Origin of the sequence: uncultured Fibrella sp. (assembly GCF_964250085.1) — a bacterium.
GTDB lineage: Bacteria > Bacteroidota > Bacteroidia > Cytophagales > Spirosomataceae > Fibrella.
The window spans coordinates 193,394-219,031 of record NZ_CAXUEC010000010.1 but is presented as its reverse complement, the minus strand read 5'-3'; the positions used below and the strand labels follow the sequence as shown (position 1 = coordinate 219,031).

At 53.5% G+C, this 25,638-nt stretch carries 19 protein-coding genes; 7 read left to right on the top strand and 12 right to left on the bottom strand.

Going from position 1 to position 25,638, the window contains the following annotated elements; genetic code table 11:
- The first annotated feature begins 37 nt into the window (after positions 1-37).
- From ACFE8Q_RS25350 to ACFE8Q_RS25335, 4 genes are all read left to right on the top strand, one after another.
- Entirely contained in the window at positions 38-1,168 is a 1,131-nt protein-coding gene (locus tag ACFE8Q_RS25350; protein WP_375448248.1) for a FecR domain-containing protein, read from the top strand.
- 262 nt (positions 1,169-1,430) lie between these two features.
- Complete coding sequence (locus ACFE8Q_RS25345; protein ID WP_375448247.1) at positions 1,431-4,661, top strand: TonB-dependent receptor; 3,231 nt, start codon at positions 1,431-1,433, stop codon at positions 4,659-4,661.
- Between the two features lie 11 nt (positions 4,662-4,672).
- Positions 4,673-6,295 (top strand): RagB/SusD family nutrient uptake outer membrane protein, encoded by a 1,623-nt coding sequence (locus ACFE8Q_RS25340; RefSeq protein WP_375448246.1) that lies wholly within the window; start codon positions 4,673-4,675, stop codon positions 6,293-6,295.
- Positions 6,296-6,491: 196 nt separating this feature from the next.
- On the top strand, positions 6,492-8,813 hold the full coding sequence (locus ACFE8Q_RS25335; protein ID WP_375448245.1) for a GH92 family glycosyl hydrolase: 2,322 nt from the start codon (positions 6,492-6,494) through the stop codon (positions 8,811-8,813).
- A 60-nt stretch (positions 8,814-8,873) separates the two neighbouring features.
- Here ACFE8Q_RS25335 and ACFE8Q_RS25330 read toward each other — a convergent pair whose 3' ends face one another.
- Both ACFE8Q_RS25330 and ACFE8Q_RS25325 read right to left on the bottom strand, forming a co-directional pair.
- The gene (locus tag ACFE8Q_RS25330) at positions 8,874-9,371 is read right to left on the bottom strand and encodes a hypothetical protein (protein ID WP_375448244.1); all 498 of its coding nucleotides are present in this window, start codon (positions 9,369-9,371) and stop codon (positions 8,874-8,876) included.
- Positions 9,372-9,382: 11 nt separating this feature from the next.
- Complete coding sequence (locus ACFE8Q_RS25325; RefSeq protein WP_375448243.1) at positions 9,383-9,700, bottom strand: hypothetical protein; 318 nt, start codon at positions 9,698-9,700, stop codon at positions 9,383-9,385.
- 387 nt (positions 9,701-10,087) lie between these two features.
- On the opposite strand from ACFE8Q_RS25325, the gene ACFE8Q_RS25320 reads away from it, so the two are divergent.
- Positions 10,088-10,660, top strand: a complete 573-nt coding sequence (locus ACFE8Q_RS25320) for a hypothetical protein (RefSeq protein WP_375448242.1) — start codon at positions 10,088-10,090, stop codon at positions 10,658-10,660.
- A 149-nt stretch (positions 10,661-10,809) separates the two neighbouring features.
- Positions 10,810-11,790 carry a pyruvate dehydrogenase complex E1 component subunit beta gene (locus ACFE8Q_RS25315; protein WP_375448241.1) on the top strand — a complete coding sequence of 327 codons (981 nt, stop codon included), beginning with the start codon at positions 10,810-10,812 and terminating at the stop codon, positions 11,788-11,790.
- A gap of 223 nt (positions 11,791-12,013) precedes the next feature.
- On the opposite strand, the gene ACFE8Q_RS25310 is transcribed toward ACFE8Q_RS25315, so the two are convergent.
- Genes ACFE8Q_RS25310 through ACFE8Q_RS25300 form a run of 3 tightly spaced genes read right to left on the bottom strand, consistent with a single transcriptional unit; the run spans position 12,014 to position 15,160 of the window.
- Positions 12,014-12,895, bottom strand: a complete 882-nt coding sequence (locus ACFE8Q_RS25310) for a sugar phosphate isomerase/epimerase family protein (protein ID WP_375448240.1) — start codon at positions 12,893-12,895, stop codon at positions 12,014-12,016.
- A gap of 3 nt (positions 12,896-12,898) precedes the next feature.
- Complete coding sequence (locus tag ACFE8Q_RS25305; RefSeq protein ID WP_375448239.1) at positions 12,899-14,620, bottom strand: GMC oxidoreductase; 1,722 nt, start codon at positions 14,618-14,620, stop codon at positions 12,899-12,901.
- Positions 14,621-14,629: 9 nt separating this feature from the next.
- Positions 14,630-15,160 carry a gluconate 2-dehydrogenase subunit 3 family protein gene (locus tag ACFE8Q_RS25300; protein WP_375448238.1) on the bottom strand — a complete coding sequence of 177 codons (531 nt, stop codon included), beginning with the start codon at positions 15,158-15,160 and terminating at the stop codon, positions 14,630-14,632.
- A 278-nt stretch (positions 15,161-15,438) separates the two neighbouring features.
- On the opposite strand from ACFE8Q_RS25300, the gene ACFE8Q_RS25295 reads away from it, so the two are divergent.
- A complete protein-coding gene (locus tag ACFE8Q_RS25295) occupies positions 15,439-15,762 on the top strand; it encodes a hypothetical protein (protein ID WP_375448237.1) in 324 nt (107 codons plus the stop codon).
- Here ACFE8Q_RS25295 and ACFE8Q_RS25290 read toward each other — a convergent pair.
- The 7 genes from ACFE8Q_RS25290 to ACFE8Q_RS25260 all read right to left on the bottom strand — a co-directional run bounded on the left by ACFE8Q_RS25290 (position 15,759) and on the right by ACFE8Q_RS25260 (position 25,497).
- Positions 15,759-17,162 carry a rhodanese-like domain-containing protein gene (locus ACFE8Q_RS25290; protein ID WP_375448236.1) on the bottom strand — a complete coding sequence of 468 codons (1,404 nt, stop codon included), beginning with the start codon at positions 17,160-17,162 and terminating at the stop codon, positions 15,759-15,761. The genes ACFE8Q_RS25295 and ACFE8Q_RS25290 overlap by 4 nt on opposite strands.
- A gap of 88 nt (positions 17,163-17,250) precedes the next feature.
- Positions 17,251-18,048, bottom strand: coding sequence for a sulfite exporter TauE/SafE family protein (locus ACFE8Q_RS25285; protein WP_375448235.1), 798 nt, complete (start codon positions 18,046-18,048; stop codon positions 17,251-17,253).
- Positions 18,049-18,069: 21 nt separating this feature from the next.
- Positions 18,070-18,777, bottom strand: coding sequence for a hypothetical protein (locus tag ACFE8Q_RS25280; protein ID WP_375448234.1), 708 nt, complete (start codon positions 18,775-18,777; stop codon positions 18,070-18,072).
- Positions 18,778-18,811: 34 nt separating this feature from the next.
- Positions 18,812-20,167: an NAD-dependent succinate-semialdehyde dehydrogenase gene (locus ACFE8Q_RS25275; protein ID WP_375448233.1), complete on the bottom strand. Its 1,356-nt coding sequence runs from the start codon at positions 20,165-20,167 to the stop codon at positions 18,812-18,814.
- Positions 20,168-20,248: 81 nt separating this feature from the next.
- Complete coding sequence (locus ACFE8Q_RS25270; protein ID WP_375448232.1) at positions 20,249-21,751, bottom strand: APC family permease; 1,503 nt, start codon at positions 21,749-21,751, stop codon at positions 20,249-20,251.
- Positions 21,752-21,895: 144 nt separating this feature from the next.
- Positions 21,896-25,003 carry a protein translocase subunit SecDF gene (gene secDF, locus ACFE8Q_RS25265; protein WP_375448231.1) on the bottom strand — a complete coding sequence of 1,036 codons (3,108 nt, stop codon included), beginning with the start codon at positions 25,001-25,003 and terminating at the stop codon, positions 21,896-21,898.
- 128 nt (positions 25,004-25,131) lie between these two features.
- Positions 25,132-25,497 (bottom strand): hypothetical protein, encoded by a 366-nt coding sequence (locus tag ACFE8Q_RS25260; protein ID WP_375448230.1) that lies wholly within the window; start codon positions 25,495-25,497, stop codon positions 25,132-25,134.
- Positions 25,498-25,638: the final 141 nt, after the last annotated feature.

Genomic DNA, 25,638 nt, shown 5'->3' with positions numbered 1-25,638 from the left:
GCCCTTTCATCCTATTGTAGGTAGACGGACTGCAACCATGAACGATAACTACTATACACTTGAGGATTTCGTGGCCGACGATCATTTCCGGCAATGGGTCAAGCAGCCCCACGGCCCCTCGTCGCGTTATTGGCATACGTACCTGGCCAACCATCCCGAACAGGCTGACCTGATTCAACAGGCCGCCGATCTGGTCAGAAAGTTATCGGAGGCTACGGCCGCTCTGTCCGAATCGCCAAATGCTGTTGATGAAGCCACCATCTGGAGCAACATCAGGGAGCAGGTACTGGCGCAGGAAGACCGCCGACAATCGCCTTTTCTGACCCGGCATCGTAGCACCGGTCGGCGGTGGCTGATGGTGGCGGCTTCTGTTCTTACGGTGATCGGTGTCGGCTGGTGGCTACAGCGCAGTTATTCACCACAGGCAACCAACAAAACGGGTCAATTGGCCAACACGCACCTACAGCGACACGTTGACCAGACAAACATAGCCGAAAAGCCACGATTGATTTCCCTGCCCGACGGTAGTTCTGTACTCCTTCAGAAGGGAAGCCATCTGCGCTATCCCAAACAGTTTAGCGGCGGCAAACGCATGGTCTACTTAACCGGTGAAGCCTTCTTTGAAGTAGCCAAAGACGCCAAACACCCTTTCTTCGTCTATGCCAATGAGCTAGTTACCAAGGTATTAGGCACCAGCTTTACAGTAAAAGCCTATGCTTCAGACAAAAACGTAGTCGTTACGGTTCGCTCTGGCCGGGTGGCGGTGTTTACGCAGTCAGACAAAAATCGGAATCAGAAAATAAGTTCGCCTACGCTGGATGGGGTCGTGCTGACACGGAATCAGCAACTCGTTTTTGCGCGCCAGCCGGTACGGTTATCTGCCCCGAAAGGCATAACTCCAGCCGTTGCCCGCGATGTTTTCGTACTCAATCAGGCCAGTTTTCTGTTCGATGCCACGCCGGTAAGCGAGGTCTTCGCGCTGCTGGAAAAGACCTACGGAATTAGCATTGTGTATGACAAAGAAACGCTGGGCAAATGCCGGTTAACCGCCGACCTGACCGACGAACCACTGGCCGACAAGATGCTGATTATCTGCAAAAGTATTGAAGCCACCTACACAATCACCGATACACAACTGGCTGTTTCGGGACCCGGCTGTGGCTCCTGACCAGTTTGTGCCAACCTATCTTACTCATTTCTAACCTAAACGCTATGCCCCAAAAGAATCAGTAAAAGAAGAGTCGGTCATGCGCCAACACGACCGACTCCGGTACTAGTCCCGGTTGCGAACCTACATCCGTTTTGGCGGATGAATGGGAAGATTTTGCCCTTAATTTCTTAACAAAACCCTCGTCAAAATTATGAATACTTACTTATTTACCAAGGATATTGGGAGAAGAGTCATGAGGTTAACACTATGTCAACTACTATTGGCCATTGCCTTCGTCAATGCGTCGCTGGCCATCGACGGCAGTGCCCAGGATGTCTTGAACCGGCGAATTACCCTACAGGTTACGAATAGAAACGTTAGCGCCGTTCTCTCACGCATTGAGAAACTGGCCGACGTCAAATTCTCGTACAGCCCGGACCTGATTCAGGCCGACAAGCGCATCTCGATGTCGAGCGTCAATGAGCCGCTCAGCGAGGTGTTGTCGGCATTGCTCGACCCATTGAAAGTGAAGTACGAAATGGTGGGGAATCGGCTGATCCTGACGCGCAGCAGAGCCACAACTGACCTAACAAGGCCCGAAGAAGCGGCTCCGCCCATTACCATTCGCGGCCGTATTCTGGATGAGTTGGGTAAAACCATTCCGGGAGTTACCATTTTGCTGAAGGGCACGTCGAGCACAGGAACCGTCACCGACGCTGATGGCGCTTATACGCTGAACGTACCTGACGGAACGGGAATACTGGTGGTATCGTCTATTGGGTTCACTACCCAGGAAGTGGCCATCGACAATCGCAGCACCATCGACGTGACGCTCCGCACTGACGTTAAATCATTGAGCGAAGTGGTGGTCGTCGGCTACGGTACGCAACGCCGGGCCGAAGTAACCTCGGCGGTGTCGACGGTGAAGGTCGAAGATTTCAACCAGGGCGGCGTACGCAGTCCCCTCGACCTGATTCAGGGGAAAGTGGCTGGCCTGACAATCACCCGTACCCAGGGCAATAACCCCAACGCCGGGGCTTCGATTCAACTGCGGGGTATCGTATCGGTCAGCGGCGACAGATCACCGCTGATCGTCATCGATGGTATTCCGGGTGGCAATCTGGACCTGCTCCAGCAGGATGACATTGCTTCGTTCGACGTGCTGAAAGACGGATCGGCAGCGGCCATCTACGGCACGCGGGCCAACGCCGGGGTTATTCTGATCACCACAAAGAAAGGGCAATCGGGAGCCCCGCGCTTCGACTACTCGACCTATGTGCAGCATGAAGTTGTTAGCCGTCGCCCACGCTTTCTGACGGCCGACGAGTGGCGGGCTTACAAAGCCGACCCTACCAACCTGAAAGCAGCCCAAATGGCAGACCTGGGTGCCTCGACGGACTGGTACAATCTGTTGATCAACAAAAGCAACCTGAGCCAGTACCACAACATGGCGCTGTCGGGCGGAACGCAGTCCAGCAACTATCGGGCGTCAGTGTATTTCAACGGGGCCGACCCCATCACGCTCCAGAATGACCGGAAGCAGTACGGAGGGCGTCTGAGCATGTTTCAACGTGGTTTGAACGACCGCCTGTCGGCGCAGATCAACCTGGCAACGAACCTGAGCAAGGGCAACCTGCTCGGCGGTCAGGGCGGCGACTTTGAGAATGCCCTGGGTCGGAACCCGACGCAGCCGGTGTATAACCCCAATGGTACGTTTTATGAAGAAGGCTCAACAACCAACCCCATCGGTCGGCTGACGCAGGAACGCAACCGCCGCGACCAGATAACGACGTCGGCAGATGCCCGCCTCACGCTGGAACCCATCGACGGCCTGCGGCTTTCGGCTTTCGGCTCATACGTGCGCGATAGCTGGAACGACAACGAATACCGCCGTACCGATTCGCGTTTTTCGCAGATTGGCACCCTGAACGGTACGTCTGTCAACGGAACGGGTTACGCTTATAAACGCAATTACATTACCAACTACTACGCTTTTGAACCAACGGCCGAATACAGCCGGACCATCGCCAACGACCATACGGTACGGGCATTGGCAGGATATAGTTATCAGTATGGCACGGCCGAAGATTTCTCGGCGGGTAACAGCGGTTTCCTGAACAACGTCTTCCAGGAAAACAACCTCGGGGCGGGTAACTTCCTGCAATTGGGCAAGTCGTCGCTCTATAGTTTCAAGGAAGACAATACGCTGATCGCCTTCTTTGGCCGCCTGAACTATTCGTATAAAGACAAATACATCGCCCAGTTCATTCTGCGGCGCGAAGGGTCGAGCCGGTTCGGAGCCAACAACAAGTTTGGTAATTTCCCGGCGGCATCGGTGGGCTGGACCATCAGCCAGGAATCGTTCATGCGTGACGTGCGGGTTGTCAACAACCTGAAACTACGGGCCGGCTATGGGGTCACGGGCAACCAGGGCATTCCAAACTATCAGTCGCTGGTACGGCTCAGCACGGGCAACCAGTACCTCAACGACGATGGCGTTTGGCGACAAACCTACGGCCCAAGCAACAACCCCAATCCCAACCTGCGCTGGGAACGGAAAGCCGAATTTAACGTAGGGCTGGATTTTGGCCTCTTCGGAAACCGGCTCACCGGTACGCTCGACGTGTATCGCCGCCGCACTACCGACCTGCTGGGCAGCTTCAATACGCAGTTGCCTCCCTACATCCAGTCGACGCTATACACCAACGTAGGCACCATCGACAACAACGGGGTTGAACTCTCGCTGAGCGGCACGGTCATCAGGAAAGACAACTTTAGCTGGAGCATGGACCTGATCGCCAGCACGCAATCGAACAAACTGGCGTCCTTCTCGAACGACGTCTTCAAAGTAACCTTCCTGACCTTTGGCGACATTGGCGGTTTCGGTGCCCTCGGGCCAGCTATCCGCACCATCGAAGGCGGACCACTGGGCAGCTTCTACGGCAAACGTTTTGCCGGGTTCACGACCGAAGGAAAGTGGCTGTTCTACAAAGCCAACGGTGAGGCTGTTACTGCCGACAAGATTGTTCCCAACGACGACTACGCCTACATCGGCAACGGTATTCCGAAGTACTATGCGTCCTGGACGAACCGCTTCCAGTATAAGAATCTGGACCTGACGCTCTTCTTCCGGGGCAAGTTCAAGTATGACATCCTGAACCTGCAACAGGTGTTCTTCGGCAACAAAGTGTACTTGCCCAACAACGTGCTCCAGGATGCCATCACGCGCAACAGCCAGATCAACGACGCCCTGCAATACTCGGATTATTACCTCGAACGGGGTGGTTTTGTGAAGCTCGATAACGTGACGCTGGGCTACAATTTCAAGTTCAAAACCAAAGTCATCCGTAACCTGCGTCTGTATGCTACGGGCCGCAACCTGCTGACCATCACAAGCTACCGGGGCGTTGACCCGGAAGTCGATGATACCGGCCTGGCTCCGGGCATCGACGGGCGGGGCTTCTACCCACGTACCCAGTCATACACAGCAGGTCTTCAAATTGGCTTTTAATCTGACCAACCATGAATCGTTCTTATAAAGCGCTACTGATCAGCGGCGTCACCTTGACATTAACCAGCCTGAGTGGTTGCACCAACCTGACTGAAACCCTCTACAGCCAGATCAACGCCGAACAATATTACAACAACCGGCAGGAAGTACTCGCGGCCGTATTGCGCCCCTACACCCACGCAAACGCCTGGATCGCCCCCACCAGCCAGCAGAGTTACTGGCGACTGAACGAGCTGACGGCCGACCAACTGGCCTGGCCGCAGAAAGGCCGCCACGGCTACGACGACGCCCAGTGGATTCGGCTTCACGGTCATAGCTGGGTATATACCGAAAACAACATCTGGAACCCCTGGAGCCTGCTGTTTACGGGAGTTGGCTTCTGCAACAGTACCCTCGGCGATTTCAGTCGGCTCAACTTTGCGCAGATTGGTGTCAGCGACACCGACAAAGCAGCGTTCACGGCCGAACTGCGCGTGTTCCGGGCGCTGCATTATATGAAGCTGATGGACCTCTACGGCAACGTACCCATCGTAACAACCGTGGGCACGCCGCTCAGCCCACCCACGGCTCCCCGCGCCGAGGTGTTTGCTTTCGTAGAAAAAGAACTGAAAGAAAGCGTCGATCAACTACCCAACCTGAGCAAATCCCTGATTGGCCGGATCACCAAAGCAGCCGGGTATGCCATGCTGGCCGAACTGTACCTGAACGCACAGGTTTGGACCGGAACCCCCCGCTGGGACGACTGCATTGCCGCCTGCGATAAGATCATTGGCGGGCAGACCGGTGGCCTCAACGGTGCCCCCGCCCTCGACGCCGACCTGATCAGCACGTTCAACAACACGAACGACAACTCGCGGGAAGCGCTGTTTCAGTTGACCTACGACTTCCAGGCCACGCCCACGCGTTGCGGCTGGAACAGCGATTTCTACCATTTCGCCCAGCGGTTGATCTACAACGGCGATGCCAACGGAAACAATGGTGTGGTGGTGATTCCAAGCGCCTACGATGCCTACAACGACAAAGACCTGCGCAAATCGACATGGTTCCTGATCGGGCCACAGTTTCAGGCGGCCAACCCCACACAGCCGGTGTTGGGCACGGAAGAATACCGCGACAAGCAACTGGTATTTGTGAAGGAAATTCGCCGGGCCAGCGAAAATAAAACGTCATCGACAATGATTGATGGCGAAGAGAACAGCGGTGCCCGGTTCAACAAATACCGGCCCGGTCAGCAGTCGGAAGCCAAATACTGGAGCAACGACTGGCTCATCTACCGCCTCACCGACATTTATTTCTACAAGGCGGAGGCACTGATGCGAAAAAACGGCAACGTTGCCACGCCGGAAGCCCTTGAACTGGTGAATGCGATACGGAAACGGGCGTTTGCTACGGCCGATTACATACCTTACACAGCCACTACGCTCACCCCGGCAGAACTACTGGCCGAACGCGGTCGTGAGTTTGTGTTCGAAGGGAAGCGCCGCACCGATATGATCCGGTTCGGGGCCTTCACCACCAACACCTGGTGGGATCACCAGCCCAGCGACCCAACGAAAACGATCTTCCCGATTCCGCAACGGCAACTGGCCGCGAACCCCAATCTGAAGCAGAATCCGGGGTATCCGGAAAAGTAAAGTGATGAAGGGGTGAATCAATGTTGTTGATTTGCCCCTTCTCGTTAACAGGCCAGTTTTCTGGTATCTCTCTGGTTAGTACCTTACTTTCGCTCGTTGTTCCATGTTGTATTGCCCGGCCAGGTACGTTACTGACGCATGGCCAAGCGGTTCAATTAGTTCAAATCACCTTATCAATTCGTTGCTATACCCCCGCATGAAAAACCTGCTTTCGTTTCTCTTACTTAGTACCTGTTCATTCGCTGCCCTTGCGCAATCGGCCGGCAATCAACGTGGCAACCCCGCTAAGGCAGGTCAGGTATTGCCTGACCTGGTCGAACTGGTTAACCCCCTGATCGGCACCGATTCCAAGCCAAGCCTGTCGAACGGCAACACGTACCCAGCCATTGCTCTGCCCTGGGGCATGAACTTCTGGTTGCCGCAAACCGGCAAGATGGGCAACGGATGGGCCTATACCTACTCAGCCGACAAGATCCGGGGCTTCAAGCAAACGCACCAGCCATCGCCCTGGATGAACGATTACGGCCAGTTTTCGCTCATGCCCATTACCGGTAAACTGCGCATCGACGAAGACGAACGCGCCAGTTGGTTTTCGCACAAAGCAGAAGTAGCCAAACCCTACTACTACAGCGTTTATCTGGCCGACCATGACATTACGACCGAAATTGCGCCCACCGAACGGGCAGCCATGTTCCGGTTTACTTTCCCGAAAACAGACAGTTCATACGTGATCCTGGATGCGTTTGACAAGGCGTCGTACGTAAAGATTTTTCCGAGCGAGCGAAAGATCATCGGCTACACAACCCGGAACAGCGGCGGTGTACCGGCCAACTTCAAAAACTACTTCGTCGCCTATTTCGATAAGCCCTTCACAACCACGCACACATGGCATGGCAAAACCTTCGCCAGGGACACAATCGAACTTCAGGCAGCACATGCGGGGGCTGTGGTCGGCTTCAAAACAACCAAAGGCGAACAGGTTCAGGTACGTATCGCGTCTTCGTTTATCAGCTATGATCAGGCCGAACTGAATCTGAAAGAACTGGGCAACGACTCGTTCAACACGGTAAAAGAGAAAGCAAAAACGGCCTGGAATAAGGAATTAGGCCGGATTCGGGTCGAAGGTGGCTCCCTGGCGCAGATGCAGACGTTCTACTCCTGCCTGTACCGGTCACTGCTGTTTCCCCGGAAATTCTTCGAGTTCGATGCCAACAAAAAAGTGGTGCACTACAGCCCCTACAATGGGCAGGTGCTGCCCGGCTACATGTTTACCGACACGGGGTTTTGGGACACGTTCCGGTCGATGTTTCCGTTTCTGAACCTGATGTATCCCTCGCTGAACGCGCAGATGCAGGCAGGGTTGGCCAACGCGTATAAAGAAGGCGGCTGGTTGCCCGAATGGGGTAGCCCCGGCCTGCGAAACGTGATGGTTGGCTCCAATTCGGCTTCCGTCATTGCCGATGCGTACCTGAAAGGCGCACGCGGCTACGACATCAACGCGCTGTATGAAGCAGTGCTGAAAAACTCAGAAAACGAAGGGCCAATGGACGCCGTTGGCCGAAAAGGCGTAGCGTATTACAACCAGCTTGGGTACGTTCCCTACGACGTGAAGATCAATGAAAACGCCGCCCGGACGCTGGAATACGCCTACGATGACTTTGCCATATATCAGTTGGCCAAAGCCCTGAAACGGCCACAGGCTGAAATCGACCGCTTTGCCAAACGCAGCCAGAATTACCGCAACCTGTTCGATCCGCAAACCGGATTAATGCGCGGCAAAAACAAGGACGGGCAATTCCAGACACCGTTCAATCCGTTCAAGTGGGGTGATGCCTTTACAGAAGGCAACAGTTGGCATTATACCTGGTCGGTTTTCCACGACGTGCAGGGCCTGGTCGATCTGATGGGCGGGCGGCAGCAATTCGTAGCTAAACTGGACTCGGTCTTCACCATTCCACCGGTATATGACGAAAGCTATTACCGGGGTGTGATCCATGAAATTCGGGAAATGCAGATTGCCAACATGGGCCAGTATGCGCACGGTAACCAGCCCATTCAACACATGATCTACCTCTACAACTATGCCGGGGAGCCTTGGAAAGCCCAATACTGGCTCCGCGAGGTGCTGAACCGCATGTACCTCCCCACGCCCGACGGCTACTGCGGTGATGAAGACAACGGCCAAACGTCGGCCTGGTACGTGTTTACGGCGATGGGATTTTACCCGGTTTGTCCGGCTACCGATCAGTACGTAGTGGGTGCCCCGTTGTTCAGGAAGGTGACTGCGACCCTGGAAAACGGCAAACAGATCGTGGTCAACGCGGCCGGCAACAGCGATCAAAATCGGTATATCGGTTCGATGCAGGTAAACCGCAAGCCGTACAGCAAAAACTGGCTCAGCCATCGCGAACTGCTTCAGGGCGCGACCATCGACTTCATGATGTCGCCAACGCCAAACAAACAAAGAGGCACAGCAGCCACCGATTTCCCGTATTCGATGTCGACGGATAAACTGTAACGCGGACTTGAGTCCGCATTTGTCTATCGCCACAAATGCGGACTCAAGTCCGCGTTACAGTTATCTGCCTTGTGGCAATGGAGACGTCACTTGCTGCGTAGCTTTCAGTCGTTCAATTTCCTGCTCCAGGCTGTTCGCTTTGAAGTATTGATAGAGACCGAAAGCGAGGAAGATTTTTCCAAGAATAAACACGCCGATGAAGGCAGCCCGCCAGTATTTATGCACCCTGATGTGGGTTGGATCACCAACTTCAACATCGATATACTGATGAGCATTGGCAGGTTCTGGTCGGGGCGGTTCAGGAATAGTCTGCTCCTCCCACTTCTGAATTTCAGCACCCACCAGCCGCTGCTGAAGTGCCGACTTGATGGATGGTGGAGGTGGCACAGCATTCTCCAGAAAGTACGTTTCTAAACCGGCTTCAATTTCCTCGAGTTGCATCGCCAGGTCGGGGTCTGTTGCAATGAGTTGCTCAGCTTCTTTCCGATCATTGTCAGACAGTACACCGAGCATGTACGACTCAAGCAGGCCATCTGACAGATATTGATAATTTTTCACAGTCAATATGGTTAGGACGGAAGAAGATGCGTGAAAAATTCACGCACTGCACCAAAAACAGCCGAACGTTGAATCTGCAACTGTTCAGCAACAGAGTCGGGCGTTTGATTCTGGTAAAATAAAAGATTAAAAATAAGTTCAGATTGCCGGGCCGGAGTTGGGCGTGCAGGAACAGGAAGTTGCTGTTTCTGCCGGTAATGAAGTGCTTTAGCCCTCGCCAATCGAACGATAGTGCAGGTAGGATTTGCCGCCGCAGAAATGTTTCCAGGCAGTTCGGACGAGGCAAACAAGTCAACTAGTACTTCCTGTGCCTGCTGCTGTTGCGGCAAAATTTGTAAGATTACCCCATACGCCACCGATCCGTACTGATCATACAGCGATAAGCTGTTCACAGCCGTATTATCAGATACCAGGGACTTCCTCACAGACCGGTTGAGCACGTTCATAATTTTTATAGTCACTACTTAGTGGTATCAGTGTAGCCCCCCGTCCGTTTCACTCACTGTGAGGCTGATGAGCGTGTCGGAAAACAACAGACGGGTAACACTAGCTCAAAAATAATATACTATATCTATATAGCAACCAATTCAATCCATTATTATCTGGTTCTGGTACAGGGTATTGCTCATCCGTCGGCACTGCCATCAATCGTGGCAGCGTATGGAATAATGCTCGGTGTTGCATCGTGTATATTAACCACTGTACGAGCAGGCTCTATGAAAAAACTTCTTCTGCTACTCGCCCTTGTCTGCTGCATTGCCTGTTCACGGCCACCTGCGACGTTTAACAACCCGTATGGCGTGACGGCTATGCTGAATGATTCGATCTGGTTTGGCCGGGCCTATGTGGCTGAAGCGGCGGCACTCAATAGCAACCCATGCGCCACCGGACGTTTTACGGTGTTTCTGGATTCTAACGTCGGCTATCCTGGTGATCGGTTGCGCTTATCGCCCCAACAGGTAGCTATGCAAGCAGGTGAGTTTGTGGCCAGACAACGAATAACGTTATATAATATCCCAGCTAAGAGAGGATCCTACCGCATAAATGAATTGAACCAGTGCGGAGGCATTGTGGTGAGCCAGGGCAATTACGCGTTGTTGGGAAACGGGTCGGCACTGATAGAGCCCTATTTTCTACAACCTAAGCAAGTAGGCCAGGTTCGTATCATAAAGATTGATTCGGCTGCCAGAACAGTCACGGGCACATTTAAGGTCACACTAACTGCTTCCAGCGGCCGTGTGGCCCGGTTTCGGAAAGGGCGGTTTATCGCCGGATTGCCAAAAAAATGACGCATTTGTTGGCAGAAGCAACGTACCTGAAACGTACCTGCATTCGTGCATTGCCACTCTGGTTATCCTTGCCTAATTTTGCGCGTTCTTCTGAACGGCTCACGCTACGTGGCCGTTCGGTTTGTAAGAAGATTACAACGCACTGATCCATGAGAGAAATACAATTCCGCGAGGCCCTACGGGAAGCTATGGTGGAAGAAATGCGCCTTGACCCGAAGGTCTACCTGATGGGCGAAGAAGTGGCCGAGTATAACGGAGCCTACAAAGTCAGTCAGGGAATGCTGGATGAATTCGGCGCAGAACGGGTAATCGACACGCCCATTGCCGAGCTTGGTTTCGCCGGTATCGGGGTTGGTTCGGCCATTAACGGGCTGCGTCCAATCATCGAGTTCATGACCTTCAACTTCTCGTTGGTGGCTATTGATCAGGTTATTAACTCAGCCGCAAAGATCATGTCAATGTCGGGAGGCCAGTATTCGTGTCCGATCGTGTTCCGGGGGCCAACGGGTAACGCCGGGATGCTATCAAGCCAGCACTCGCAGAACTTCGAGAACTGGTTTGCCAACACGCCGGGTCTGAAAGTGGTGGTTCCCTCGAACCCATACGACGCTAAAGGCCTGCTGAAAAGCTCGATCCGCGACAATGACCCGGTTATCTTCATGGAGTCGGAACTGATGTACGGCGACAAAGGGCAGGTGCCTGAAGAAGAATACCTGATTCCAATTGGTCAGGCGAAGATCGTACGCGAAGGCAACGACGTGACCATCGTTTCGTTCGGTAAGATCATGAAAGTGGCGCTGGCGGCGGCGGATGAACTGGCGAAGAACGGCGTGTCGGCCGAAGTAATCGACCTGCGCACGGTTCGCCCCATCGACTACGCAACGATTATCAACTCGGTGAAGAAAACCAACCGCTGCGTGATCGTCGAAGAAGCGTGGCCATTATCAGCCATCTCGTCGGAACTGACCTACAACATTCAGCGGAACGCGTTCGATTACCTCGATGCGCCGGTGATCCGGGTCAACAGCCTCGACCTGCCCCTCCCCTACGCGCCAACGCTGATCGAAGCCATTCTACCCAGCCTGAAACGCACGCTGGAAGCCGTTGAGACAGTGATGTATAAGAAGTAATTGAGAGTTGATTTCACAGAAAAGGGCCAGCCTGTGCAAACGGGCTGGCCTTTTTGATTGAGCTGGGTACGTTGGTGAGTGTGTTGCTACGCGCTACGGGCCCTTCGACAGGCTCAGGGTGACAATACACATCTAGATGTTTATGACGAACTTGGGTGGGAGTGTCACCCTGAGCCTGTCGAAGGGCCCGTAGCGCGTAGCAACACACTCACCAACGTACCCTCTACTCTTTCAACCCTTTCAGATACGCAATGCTTTTGGGCACCTGGGTAGTTTCGATATTACTTTCGTCTTCGATGTAATAGTGTTTGACGCCAGCCTTTTTTGCTTGCTTTAACACTTCGGGCATATTGACCTGTCCATCGCCGAGGGCGACATCATTTTCGGGCGGTGTGCCCCCGGTGAAATCGCCTTTGATACCTTTCTTCAGGTCTTTCAGGTGCATCAGTTTCCAGCGGTTGCCGTATTTTTTCAGCAACGCTACCGGGTCGCCACCGCCGTGGGTCACCCAGAGAATATCCATCTCGAACGAGACATAGTCCGGGTTCGTATTCTTCACCATATAGTCGAACAGCGTTCCGTCTTCATAGGGCTGAAACTCGAATCCGTGCGTGTGGTAGCAGAATGTCAGGCCGTTATCTTTCAGAATTTTGCCCACCCGGTTAAAATCCTCGACGGCTTTTTTGGCGTTTTCCAGCGTAAAATGCCCCTTCTCGTGCGGAATCCAGGCCACCATGACAAACGACGCGCCCAGTGTTTTTGCCTGCTTGATCGCCGGTTCGGGGTCTTTCACGATCTGATTATAATCTGCTCCTGTCGAGGTGACCTTAATACCCCGTTCATCGAGCATTTTTTTATACTCTTCCGCCGACACGCCTTTGGGTGGCCCGCCTTCTACCTCTTTGAAACCCAGCGACTTGATAAGGTCCAACGTACCTGGCACGTCTTTTGGCAAACTGTTTCGGTACGTATACGTCTGCAGTCCCAGCGGGAATGTGTAGACGGGTTTTCCCGATTGCGCAGCTACCTGACCCGAATCAGGACAGGCGAGGCCAAGCGAGAGTAAGGCGGCAGCAAGTAGCCGGGTTGTGGTTTTGTTGTACATAAATTAAAGGTTCTTCTTTTTAAGTTCTTTCACGGCGTAATCGGCCGCGCGGGCAGTGAACGCCATATAGGTTAGCGATGGGTTTTGCGTTGAGGTCGAGGTCATGCAGGCACCGTCGGTAACGAATACATTTTTGCAGTGGTGCAACTGATTCCACTTGTTGAGCAGCGATGTTTTCGGGTCGCGCCCCATCCGCACGCCGCCCATCTCGTGAATGTCTGAGCCCGGATTGGCGTGCGTGTCTACAGCCTGAACATTCCTGAAACCCGCCAGCGTAAACATTTCCGTCATCTGCTCCATGTAGTCCTTCACCATTTTGTCGTCATTTTCAGACCACCCAGCCGACGTAACGAGCTGAGGAATACCGTATTTATCGGTCAGGTTTGGGTGTAGCCGCACGTGGTTTTTCTCCAGCGGAACGGTCTCTCCCTGCATCCACCCACTGATATGCCAGGGGCCAAGTTGCGGATTCAGCAGGTTTTCTTTCAGTTCAAGGCCCATACCTGCGCGGTTCTGCGCAAAGCCGCGTCCGCCGCCAACGCCGGTCGCGTAGCCCCGCAGAAACCCGGACGCCGGACCGCTCGTTTCCTGCTTGTACAGGTTACGGAACCGGGGAATGTAACCGTTGCTCGGGTTTTTACCGTCGGTCATTTTATCGGGAAAGCCATCGTACTGCGCCGATATCTTACCTCGGTAATTATGCCAGGCAATGTATTTACCCAGCAGCCCGCTATCGTTACCCAATCCGTTCGGAAAACGGCTGGACGTTGAGTTAAGCAGAATCTGATTACTATTCAGCGCCGAGCCATTCACGAAAATGAGTTTGGCGTAGAATTCCATCATCTGCATGGTAGTCGCATCAATGACCCGCACGCCCGACGCCCGGCCTTTTTTCTCGTCGTAAATGATCGAGTGCACCACCGAATGGGGCCGGAGCGTCATATTTCCGGTACGTTCGGCCCAGGGCAATGTGGAGGCGTTGCTGCTGAAATAGCCGCCGAACGGACAGCCCCGCACGCACAACGCCCGGTGTTGGCATTTTGCCCGCCCCTGCGCCGTATGGACGGGCTGCGGCTTGGTAATGTGCGCGCAACGGCCCTGAATGAAATGTCGGTCTTTGTAGTTCTGAGCAATAACGCCCTGCAAGTGACTTTCCACGCAGTTCAGCTCGATGGGTGGCAGAAACTCACCGTCGGGCAGGCTGTCCAGGCCATCTTTGTTACCGGAGATACCCGCAAATTTTTCGACATAACTGTACCACGGAGCCAGGTCGGCGTAGCGGATGGGCCAGTCGACGGCGAAGCCATCGCGGGCGGGGCCGTCGAAATCGAACTCGCTCCAGCGCTGGGTCTGCCGGGCCCACAAGAGCGACTTGCCCCCCACATGATAGCCGCGTGTCCAGGTGAAAGGTTGCTCTTCCACGAAAGGCTGCTCGTCGGGTTTAATGGCCCAGTGGAGGGTTTCTTCGCGCATAAACGACCGGATGTTGCCGTACTGTTGCTGTACGGCCAGAGGAACCTGTCCCCGATGCTCGAACTCCCAGGGGTTGAGGTTGGCGGTGGGGTAATCGGTGACATGTTTCACGTCCCGGCCGCGTTCGAGCACCAGCGTTTTCAGCCCTTTGCCGGTCAGTTCCTTCGCCGCCCATCCACCGCTAATGCCCGACCCGATGACGATCGCATCGAACGTATTTTTAGAAACGGCGTCAATCGCAAAATTTGCCATGTTGGTAAGTTATTTAGCAGCTAGCGGTGCTGGTACGCAGCCGTAGTAGTGACCGGGTATCATGTTGTAATTCAGAAACTTAGTCATCACATATTCCGACGTAGTGTATCCCTGAATTGTCAGATTCTTGATCAGGGCATACATTTCCTGTTTCGTCGCTTCGGGAGCGGCCTGTAGCTGTTTCAGCACATCGAGCCGCTGCGTGGTATCGCAGGCAGAGAATGATTGACCAAAACTGGCTTTGGCCATCGTATAGACACCATCCAGCCCATCTCTTACTTTCTGCTGTACGGCGGGTTCATAGCAATCGGCGAGCATTTTCTGCACGAAGTCAGGTACGTTCAGCGCTTTGGCACCGGGCGTGTCGGAGGCTGGAATCAGGGTATCGACTATATCGACGAGCGTATCGGCCTGAGAAGCGCTCAATAATGTGTGGTTCAGCCCAACCGATGCGCTCGTCCAGGCGTTGGCCCAGGCCGGTAGAGCCAGCAATCCTCCGGCAAGGAAGGCCATTTGTTTAACTGCTTTTCGTCTTTCCATATGCATCTATGGGTTAAACAGAGATTGCTTTATTTTTCCCTAAAAAGCGGTCAATTCAAACAGGTTACTCGCATACGCTAATCCAGTATTAGTTTATGATGCATATGTACTTGCGCCGCCACTCGAGGATAGGCAGTGCATCAAAAAAGCCCGCTCATCGAAGCGATAAGCGGGCCTGGGTACGTATTTAGGAAGCTACGTATATTGTTGCGTCGTGCGGTGTTGCTATTTTTCGCAAAAATTCAGTTGTCCAGTGCGTAGCCTCCGTCTAGTTTCACATGCGTAGCCAGTCTCTTACAATTTATGAAGTGACCGTTTTGCCGGTTGGTTCGCTCAATACAGTCCGTCAACGCGAGCCGACGGTGGTATACTTTTCCAATCTACGCAAAGCCGTTGATGCCATTACCGGCGAACTAGCCCTGAATGGCTGGCCCGCCAAAGTAAATTACACGGCCGTGTACAGGGGCGTGAAAGATCGGGGCTACTACAGTTGCGACTTCGAGGTGGGCGGCACCCGTGTTTTCCGGGTAAAGGTGTTGCCTAAGCTTCTAAACCCGCCCCTTCCCCGACTAGGCATGGACGAAAACCCGGTGCTTGGCTAGTGATTGACCGCCGGGGTAGCTACCACTGCTATATCGGTTTTCCTGATTGCCGCCAGGCCCCCTTCCACATTCACGATCTGGTCGAAACCACGCGCTTTCAGAATTGAATTGGCCACCATAGACCGGTAGCCTCCCGCACAGTGAACGTAAACCGTTTCATTGCGGGGAATCTGGGCCAGATGTTCATTCAACGTGTCGAGGGGTAGGTTTTCAGCACCCTCAACGTGTTCGGGCTCAAACTCCGTTGGTTTCCGCACGTCGATCACCAGTGCGTCGGGCTGCTGTTTCAGCCGCTCGGCAAACGTATCGGCCGAAATCGATTCGATCATATCTACTTCTTTATCAGCCTGTTGCCAGGCCAAAAAACCGCCTTCCAGGTAACCAATGCACTGGTCATAGCCAACACGGGCTAGCCGAACAATTGTTTCGCGCTCCAGTCCGGCGGGGGTTATCAGCGCAATCGGCTGTTTCAGATCGGGAATCAACGCACCTACCCAGGGAGCAAACTGCCCGTTCAACCCGATATTGATGCTGTTGGGAACGAAGCCATTGGCAAAGTCGGCTGCCTCGCGAACGTCGAGCATAACGGCACCGGTTTCATTTACCGCCGCCTCGAATTCTACCGGCGAGAGTGCCTGCGTTCCCCGTTGCATCACTTGATCGATGGGCTCGTAGCCTTCTTTGTTCAGGCGGGCATTCTGGGCAAAATAGGCGGGCGCTTTGCTGAGGCCTTCGAGCACCTGCTCTACAAACTCGGCCTTCGATTTGGCCCGCAAGGCGTAGTTAAACATCTTCTGATTTCCCAGCGTGTCGGTTGTCTCCTTGCTCATATTCTTACCGCAGGCGGAGCCAGCTCCGTGGGCCGGATACACGATTACGTCGTCGGCAAGGGGCATAATTTTGGTGTGGAGACTATCATAAAGCATACCGGCCAGGTCACGCTCGGTCAGGTCGCCTTTAATCGCCAGATCGGGGCGGCCCACGTCGCCGATAAAGAGTGTGTCGCCCGTGAAAATGGCCTGGTCTTTTCCGTTCTCATCGATCAGCAGGTACGTTGTCGATTCGAGGGTGTGGCCGGGGGTGTGCAGCACTTTTATCCACACATTTCCCAGCTTAAACACTTCGCCATCAGTCGCTTTGTGCACTTCGTAGGCCGTGTTGGCATTGGGTCCGTAAACGATTGTTGCGCCGGTTTTTCTGGCCAGGTCAAGGTGTCCCGATACAAAATCGGCGTGGAAATGGGTTTCAAAAATATATTTAATTTTTGCCCCTGCTTTATCGGCTTTCCGCACATACGGCGTGGTTTCGCGCAGGGGGTCAATGATGGCCGCTTCGCCTTCGCTTTCAATATAGTAGGCTCCCTGCGCCAGGCAACCTGTATACAACTGTTCAACAAACATAATTTATCTATTAACGTACCTACCAGTTAATCCGGGGAACACGATTTATGCACCTTTTGGTCCAGCGGCCGGATGCTACACCAATCATTTATAGTAACTCCTTGGCTATCATATACGTTGCGACGGCGAGCACAAACCAGCCAAATCCTTTCCGGAGGGCATTGGGTGGCACGTACCTGGCCAGATACATGCCCAGAAAAATACCAGCTATCGACAAGCCGGTGAAGGGCAACAGGAAATTCCAGTTCAGATGAGTATGCTGCACATCGCCCAAAAAGCCGATAAACGAGTTTACCGCAATGATCAGGACCGACGTAGCCACGGCCCGCTGAATGGGCAAGCCCGCCAGTAAAACCAGCATGGGCACGATCAGGAAGCCACCGCCAGCGCCAATAATACCTGTTAGCAGGCCAACAGCCAGCCCGTCGAGCGCCAGGGTTCCGTACCGCGGGCGACCGTCGGCGGCGAGCCCTTCACTGGGCCGCTTGTCGCGGATCATGGCTCTGGCAGCCAGCACCATGATAATGGCAAAAAAGAAGAGGATAGCGTCGCTTTTGGGTACGTTCCAGTCGCCCAGTCGGAGCAGCGGATCGGGCAGGGCGGGCACCAGATACCGGCGGCTCAGGTAAACCGAAATGAACGAAGGGCCAGCAAACGTGCCCGTTATGCGCAGATCGACACGTTTTTTCCAAATGTGGTTAATCGACCCAATCAACGATGTGGTGCCTACCACAAAGAGGGAGTAGGACGTTGCCATCATGGTTGGAATGCCGAAGATATACACGAAGATGGGCACGGTCAGAATGCTGCCTCCGCCGCCGGCTAAGCCAATTACCAGCCCAACCAGCACGGCAGCCCCATACCCGAAAAGCTCCTGGATTGTCATTGATCGTAAACAACGTCAGTTTCACCTTACCCCAAAACCAACCTGGAGGAACCAGCTACCTGTGTTTTGATTGGGGCCATTGGGCAGGGCAACGTTGTTGGCCCAGTACCAGTTTTGGCCGTCGAGTGGCAGTAAATACCCGCCCGACAATGCGAAGCCCTGACGCTTGTACTGCTTGGTACTGCTGTTTTTTATACGTACCCACATCCGGCCACCAAAGGTGAGCGGGAATGTAAGGTGATTGAGGGAGATAGCCCGCGCATTGCCCGACACGTAGCCGTTGAAACTCCCCACCTGATTATCTTTCGATGCATCGATAGTAGAGGTCAGCACACCTACGCCAATCAGAGGCCCAGCAAGGAAGGCCCCTTTATTGATCACATCAAGCTCCAGCGCGAACTGCATATTCAGGCTGTTGATGGCTGTGCGGTTATTGCCAGAAATGTTCTCGTTTTCATTAAACATCGCCTGTAATCCAATCCGCAAGGGCAATTTACTTGTCAGCGGACCGCAGAGCGCCCCGCCAACGCCAAATCGGGCACTATTAGGCTTAAGGGCGTTATATCCATTTGCCGTAAGCACTGCATTGATGGGATTGTAATTAGCGAATAATCCGCCAGCGAACGCATCCAGACCAGCATGAACGGTGGCGTCGCCATTCTGCGCCGTAGCGGTAGTGAGACAAACAAGACAGAGAAAAGCGGGAAGAACAAATAGAGGTACGCGCATGAGGATCTTGAGTTGTCTACAATACTACCCATTTCTACGCGATATATGTCGTTTTTGTGGTACAGAACTCACGAATACCTACATAACCTAGCTCCCGCCCGAAACCAGATTTCTTCACACCGCCGATGGGTAAGCGACTATCCGAGCGAACCACCGCATTGACAAACACACTACCTACACGTAGTTGCCGCGCCAGGTACGTTGCCCGGTCCAGATCGGTTGTCCAGAGTGCCGCACTAAGGCCATAGCGCGATTCGTTGGCGTATCGGATGGCCTCGTCGGCGTTGCGCACGGTTGTGAGCGCAGCTAAAGGGCCAAAGGTTTCTTCCCGAAATACAACATTATTGGGCTGCACATGGGTGAGCAATGTCGGGGCGAAAGCGGTGCCTTCGCTCTGTCCGCCAACAAGTACGGTTGCGCCCTGCTGACGGGCTGTAGCCAGTTGCTGGCGTAACGTATCGGCCAGATCGAGGCGGGCAATCGGGCCCATCTGCACGGTGGGGTCGAGTGGATTACCTTGCTTTATTGCACGGATAAGTTGAGCCACCCGACGGGTAAATTCGTCGGCAACCGGTGCTTCGACCAGCCACCGTTTCGCCGCAATGCACACCTGTCCGGCGTTACCCATGCGTGAGGTAACAGCAGCGCGGGCAGCGGCATCCAGATCAGCGTCGGCCAGTACGATCAGCGGGTCAGATCCGCCCAGTTCGAGCACACATTTTTTAACGTTTGCCCCAGCAATGGCAGCTACTGAGGTGCCCGCCCGTTCGCTACCCGTGAGCGTAATCATACCGATCCGATCGTCGGCGATCACTGCCTTGAGTTCAGGTACGTCGACCAGCAGGCAGGTCATTATGCCGTCGGGGAAACCCGCCTCCCGAAAGGCCTGCTCGATAGCCATTGCACAGCCAGGTACGTTCGGAGCAGGTTTGAGTAGCGTTACATTACCAGCCATGAGTGCCGGAACAGCGTAGCGAAATACCTGCCAGAACGGAAAATTCCAGGGCATAATGGCCAGTACTACGCCCACCGGCTCGTAGCTGACGCCACTATAATTTGCCTCCGTCGCTACAGGATCAGGCTGAAGCATGGCCTCGGCATGATCGGCGTAGTGCAGACACTGTCCCGCACACTTTTCGATCTCGCCCCGCGATTCGGCCAGGGTTTTGCCCATTTCGCTGGTCATCAATAAAGCCAGTTCGTCGAGTTTTGTATGAAGCAGACCGGCCAGCTTTCGGAAACAATCGGCCCGGTAAGGAAAGGGGCGCATGAACCAATCAGAAAAAGCCCGGTTAGCGGTGCTTAACAGATTTTCTACCTGCCATTCAGCGTGTGCCGAATAATCGGCAAAATGCTCTCCGGAATAGGGATTGATGGATGTGAAAATCATAGCTGGGGGTGAGGTAAAAAAGCGCAGGCTTAGAGCTTTTGGCCCCAACCTGCGCTTCGGATAAATTAGTGAGTAGGTACGTTACAGATCGTTCAGGTTACTGTTCCGGCGGCCATACAGGAAGTACACGACCAAACCCAGCAGCAGCCAGACAAAGGCAGCCACCTGCGCGTCTTTGCTGAGGTTAACGATCAGGTACAGGTTGATGAGCATACCCAACGGGGCAATAACGCTTAGGGCTGGTGCCCGGAAAGGGCGTTCGCGGTTTGGCTCCCGCTGACGAAGCAGCAGTACAGCCAGACAAACCATAGCGAAAGCAAACAGAGTCCCGAATGAACACATATCGCCCAGGATACTAATTGGCGTGAACGCAGCTACTACCGACACGATCAGCCCTACGAGCAGCGTGCTTTTGTGGGGTGTTTTTAACGTTGGGTGAATAACCCGGAAGAAGTTGGGCAGCAGACCGTCTTTAGCCATACCGAGGAAGATACGGGTTTGGCCCAGCATCATCACCAGCATTACCGACACCAGACCAGCCGTGGCGGCAGCCGTGATAATAAACACAGCCCAGGGTTTCCCCGCTTTCTCAAACGCAGCAGCAACCGGAGCTTTCAGCGCATCACCAACGATTTCGTTGTAGTTGATCATACCCGTCAGTACGAGCGATACGGCGATGTACAGAATGGTACAAACCAGTAGCGACGTTACAATCGCAAACGGCATATCTTTCCGTGGGTTGATCGCCTCGCCTGCCTGCGTCGAAACGGCGTCGAACCCGATGTAGGCGAAGAAGATGGCCGATGCACCCGATACAATACCACCCCAGCCGTAGGCGGCATGTGGCGCCCCCGTTTCGCCAACGATCATCCGTTCGGCCGGAATAAACGGCTCCCAGTTAGCAGGTACCACCGAAAACACACCGACGACGATCACAAACAGAACGGCCGCTACTTTCAACAAAACGATGACGTTATTGGCCCCCGCCGCTTCTTTAATTCCACGAACCAGTACGGCCGTAACTACCCAAACAATAATGAAAGCGGGCAGATTGAAAGCAAATCCTGGCGCGGCTAACCCATTGTCGGTGGCATATTTGGCCGCCGAAACGGGGTCGTTGCGCAACCAGAACGGAATATCGAACCCAAACAAATGAACCAGTTTATTGAAGTAACCCGACCAGCTCACGGCTACGGTCATGGCCCCCATCGCATATTCAAGAATTAATCCCCAGCCAATGGCCCAGGCAAATAATTCACCGATTGTGCCGTAGGCATAGGCATAAGCAGACCCTTCTACAGGCAGCATGGCAGCAAATTCAGCGTAGCAAAGGGCGGCGAAAATACAGCCTATACCTGCAATCACGAACGAAAGAGCCAAAGCCGGGCCAGCATGGTAGTGGGCAGCCGTACCGGTCAGGACGAATATACCGCCGCCAATAATAGCCCCGATACCGATGGCCGTCAGGCTCCATTTACCCAGTACTCGCTTCAGTTCGCTCTTTTTCATGTCCCGCTCATAGAGGTACATGGGCTTGCGACGCCAGACGCTGGTGGTATCGGAATAGTTAGTTTCTGTTTCCATGCAGGAAAATAAAGTTTGGTGATTTAAGCTTTCTATGAAGTAATAATTGGCAATTGTAGCAGAAATATACCGTTTTTCACACATATTAAGTGTAAAAAGCCGAATAAGGGAAACCCCTATTCGGCTTTTTCGGTACTAATCAGCTTATTTCTGCGACGGCTTGATGATGGGCGTCTTTACTTTTTTCTCTTTACCAGCAGCCGTTTGCGAAAACTCATCGGGCGTAGCAACTTCTTTATCAGTGAAATCAGCGGGAATGGCGCTGTAACCCGTTTTGGGTGCGGCGGTTACTGGCTTATCGGCATCGAGCGTGTCTTTGCTCAGCGTATCAACCACGATTGGCGTAGCCACGAACAGCGACGAATACGTACCTACGATTACCCCGATCAACATCGCGAACGAGAAGCCACGAATGGTAGCGCCACCAAAAATGAACAGCACCAACAGCACCAGCATTGTCGACAGACCAGTTACGGCCGTGCGGCTGAGCGTACTGTTCAGGGCGTTGTTGATGATGGTAGCAATATCTTCTTTCTTGCCTTTGTTCTCGGCCAGGTATTCACGTACCCGGTCAAATACCACAACGGTATCGTTCATCGAATAACCCATGATGGTCAGCAGGGCACCGACAAAGGCCTGGTCAATATCAAGGGAGAAAGGCAACCAGCCATTACCAATTGTGAAAATGGCCAAGATGATCAGTACGTCGTGGAACAGGGCCACAACCGCACCATAACCGAAAGCCAGTTTTTTAAACCGGATCAGGATGTAGCCAAACACAACCGCTACCGCCAACAGGATCGACCAGATGGCCGAATAAATCAGGTCTTTGGCAATAGTCGGGCCTACTTTCTGCGAGCTTTCAATGCTGGCTTTATTGCCGTTAATGCTCGAAAGCCCTTTCAATACGGCGTCTGATACTTGCTTGTCGGCATCGGGAGCGGTATTGTCGATCTGGTAGCTGGTCGTCATTTTCACCTGATCAGCGTTGATACCTGCGCCGCCGTAGGTCTTCACTTCCGGCTCAGTTCCGCCCAATACAGGCGCCAGAGAAGCACGTACCTGGTCGGTGGTAATAGGCTGCTCGAACTTGATCACATACGACCGGCCACCTTTGAAATCGACACCCAGACCGAAGCCTTTGAAAAGGAAAGAGATAACCCCCAGAGCAATGATGGTCGACGAGATGATGTAGTAGGTACGTCGGTGCGATACGAAATCGAAGTTAGATCCTTTGAACAGGTTTTTAGCCCATGATGACGAGAAGCTCAGCGTACGACCACTGCTCACATACCACTCGATCATCAGACGGGTGATGAGCAGGGCGGCGAAAAGCGACGTCAGGATACCGATGATCAGCGTAGTGGCAAAACCTTTGATCAGACCCGTTCCGAACAGGAACAGAATGATACCCGTCAGGAAGGTCGTCACGTTCGAGTCGAGGATTGACGACAGGGCATTTTTGAAACCGTCGGTGATTGCCTGTCTGAGTGTCTTACCCAGTTCGAGCTCTTCTTTGATCCGTTCGTAAATCAGTACGTTGGCATCCACCGACATACCGATTGTGAGCACGATACCAGCAATACCAGGCATGGTCAGTACTGTACCCGGCACAGCGGCCATCACGCCCATGAGGAAGAACAGGTTGATGAACAGCGTAACGTCGGCAATCAGACCAGCGCGGTTGTAATAAAGGGCTACAAACACAAGTACGATCAGCAAACCAACCAGCGACGACACAACGCCCGCCTGAATAGCCTGCGAACCCAGCGTGGCACCCACAATATTTTCTTCTACGATGTTGGCAGGCGCATCCAGTTTACCAGCTTTCAGCACGTTAGACATATCCTTGGTTTCTTCAACGGTGAAGTTACCAGTGATGCTCGAGCTACCATTCGGAATCTCGTTCTGTACGTTCGGAGCCGTATAAACCAGGTTATCGAGCAGAATCGCTACGGGACGGTTCACGTTGGCGGCCGTCAGGGCACGCCACTTTTTGGCACCTTCCGCATTCATACGCATGGTTACTTCGGGCCGACCACGCTCATCGTAATCGTTACCGGCGTCAGAAATCACACCACCTTCCAGCGGCGCTTTCCCACTTGGCTTCTTCACGAAATAGAGAGGCAGCAACTCGCGGCGTGGATTGGCACCCTGCGCGGCGATTTCGGTAGCCTTCCGGTCCCAGGCAAACACGAGGTCATTCGGGAATACGGCCCGCACTTCGGGATCGTTGAAAATCGCATTGGCCCGCGCCGTATCTTTCAGATCAACGGCCAGTTGGTCCTGCGAAATAGGAATGAACAGGTTGGTCAGCGCGGCCTGCGTCTGGGCCGAATCGGCGGTTGATTTAGCGGTATCGGCTGTAGCCGTTTTTTTTGTACCACCCAACTGAGCAGCCAGATCGCCTGAGTTAGCGGTTCCAGATACAGTTGCCGTTGGCTTCGCTTTGGCAGCAGCCAGTTTGCGTTCGGCTTCAGCTTTGGCCAGGTACGTACCCAGCGCCTCCAGACCAGGAGAAATCTCATTGAGTTTGTATACTTCCGTAAATTCCAGTTTAGCCGCACCCGTCAGCAGGCGACGTACCCGGTCTGGATTGTCAACACCCGGCAGTTCGATCAGAATCCTGCCGGTACCTGGCAGGCGTTGTACGTTCGGGTTGGTTACACCGAATTTATCGACCCGCGCCTGAATAACCCGGAATGAGCGGTCGATAGCACCGCTTACTTCATCGTTCAGGAAGCGTTTCACTTCCGCGTCCGACGTTTGGTAATTAATGCGGGCGCGGTTCGAGCTTGTAGCAAACACACTGGCGAGTTTAGCACCCGGCACCAGGTCTTTATAGTTGTTCACAAACAGATCAACGAAGCTCGACTGGCTCGTTTGCTGATCTTTGGTAGCCCGTTTAATGGCTTCGTTGAATTGGGGATCACGGGTATTGCCGGCCAGGCCGCGCAGCACATCGCCGGGCGACACTTCCAGTACTACGTGCATACCGCCTTGCAGGTCAAGGCCCAGACCAAGCTCACGCTCGGTCACTTCCTGAAGCGTGTTGCCCAGGTAAACGGGCTGCTTCCAGAGTGAATCGATATAATGTTGTTTGGCTTTAATGTCCAGTTGCCCTTTGGCATTGGTAGCATATCGCTCGGCGTCTTTTTTAATGTTGCGCGAAACGAAGGTAAACGACAGGTAATACAGGCACAGCAGTGCTATAATACCCGTCAGAACCAAAACGACGGTTCTGTTTTGCATGATGTTACGAATTGGAAATTTGGATGAAACAGGAATAAAAAGGGTTACAGTTTTCTGTTGCGCTACTAAATCACCAGGCGTGTATTAGCAGCGCAACAGAAGACTGAAGACAGAAAACTGCAAACTCCTTATGGTGCATTCGGCGCGATGAGGTGGCCGAAGACCTGTCGTAGATACGACGAATAAAACTGGGGAACATCGAACACACGACGCAGCAGGGGGCGGTCGAGGGTAAGAAGCCGAATGTCATTGGCAAACAGCAGGTACGTTACCTGCGAAAAATCAAACGACAGGGCCGGGGCCACCACCGCTTCGTCGAGGGCCGCTTTGATAACGGTTTCCTCTTTCTGCTCACCCGTTTTCCGGGCTTTCTTCGCCGATGCTGTTGCCGCCGGTTCAGCCTTACGCAACGACGGACCGATTCCGCTATGAAGCAGAAGCAGCAACCCGGCCAGCGAGAGGGTTAAGAAACGATGTAACAGACGATTTGGCATGTATATCGGCAATGCGAATCACAAATTTCGCACCAAATTCAACCCTAAGCAAGAGAAAGTTGGGGAAGCTGTGGTTAAAAATGGTTCTGACAGACTGGGCGAGATCAATAGGATGTGCTAGTATGCCTATAAATAATCCTG